The organism is Providencia sp. PROV205 (assembly GCF_028479505.1).
GTDB lineage: Bacteria > Pseudomonadota > Gammaproteobacteria > Enterobacterales > Enterobacteriaceae > Providencia > Providencia huaxiensis.
The window spans coordinates 1-1,426 of record NZ_JAMPNU010000060.1 but is presented as its reverse complement, the minus strand read 5'-3'; the positions used below and the strand labels follow the sequence as shown (position 1 = coordinate 1,426).

2 protein-coding genes are annotated in these 1,426 nt (G+C 25.5%); both read right to left on the bottom strand.

Features of this window, described 5'->3' with window-relative positions; genetic code table 11:
- Window positions 1-146 precede the first annotated feature (146 nt).
- Window positions 147-1,007 carry a hypothetical protein gene (locus PR800_RS19600; protein ID WP_272531272.1) on the bottom strand — a complete coding sequence of 287 codons (861 nt, stop codon included), beginning with the start codon at window positions 1,005-1,007 and terminating at the stop codon, window positions 147-149.
- Window positions 1,004-1,144, bottom strand: a complete 141-nt coding sequence (locus PR800_RS19595) for a hypothetical protein (protein ID WP_195697601.1) — start codon at window positions 1,142-1,144, stop codon at window positions 1,004-1,006. The genes PR800_RS19600 and PR800_RS19595 overlap by 4 nt, the downstream gene beginning before the upstream one ends.
- Window positions 1,145-1,426 lie beyond the last annotated feature (282 nt).

Here is a 1,426-nt window from a genome sequence, read left to right as displayed (position 1 = left end):
AGCAGAATAAATTAAATAATTATAGTTTAAGATTTTTTTTAGATACTATGAATAAAATAGGAATGATAACAATATTATGTTTTTATTTAATCCACTTATTTAATATAAATTCACTCCTAAATATAGATTTATTTTTTTTCATGGGATTAACTCTGTATATATAAAACTTTTGTGGCTAGGTCTATCAGTATTATTTTGTTTTTCATAAATGACATTCCAAGTAGCCCATCAAACTCTATGTTTTTAGGAGGAAGAGAGTTTATTGTGATAGCATATTCATTCTGTATGTTGCCTTTATCATCCCTTATTAAGATATTTTGTACATTGCAATCAGAGCTCAAAGCTTCAGAGGAAATTACATTACATCCTAGATGTTTGTTTCTATTTGGAAGCCTGCTGGAAAATATAATAGAATGTGATGCTGCAGTATCAATAATAAAATTCAATGGTTTACTTTGAGCATATGCAATTATTTTCAATCCTGATTTAGTTTGTTCTATTGGATAGGATGACCAATTTTTAATATATTCTGGTGTGTCTTTTAAAATTATCAATTTATTTTTTTTAAAATCTAAAATTATTTTTTTTTCATAAAAAATACCAAGGCCAACAACTTCTGTTTGAATAATTTTCTCTCCTATGTTAAGCCCCCATGGTTGTAGTTCAACAATTTTAACATTGTTAAAAATTACATTTGAAATAGATAGTTTATCAACAGTCCATGATGTCACATTATTTTTATTTCCTAATATATCCATATATCTATATGGGACTTTATTTTTTACATCTAAACTTTCATTGTTAAATATTTTCTTTATATTGTCATTTTTTAAATGAAAGCCTTCACTGCTTCCCGTATCAAGCATTAATGATAGTTTTTCATTCTCTATTTCTAAATCAATGATAGGGATTCCAATTTTATTATAACTTAAAACCCCTAATTGACTACCTTCACTTGAAAATGATAAGTTAGTGAGTAAGTAAATTGAAAGTAAAGCTCTAATCATGATTTAATCCCTAAATTATCCATAATTAATTTTTCGGGTACTATAGAATTTACTAATGCTTCACGAGAGCTTCTTTCATTAGATGCCAACTTTACATTGGCATTATTTTCTTTAATCTCTTTACTTAACTTAGACATTGTTTTATCCCATTTTTGAGGCATCGAATTGATGCTTTTTGAATTTAATGTAAAATACAGCTTATGTGTAATTAAAGTTTTATTAAAATGTAGTTTGTTTTTGTTTATTAGTGATGCATCACAATGAAATGTTAAAGTATACCTCTAACAGGTAGGGTGTTATATGAGTGGTTTTAATATTAATAAAAGTATTTTTTATTATATTATTTATAATAAGTATGGTTGAATAATGAATTTTTGAGAATATTAATAGATATATAACGCTGTAAAGTAATAGATAAA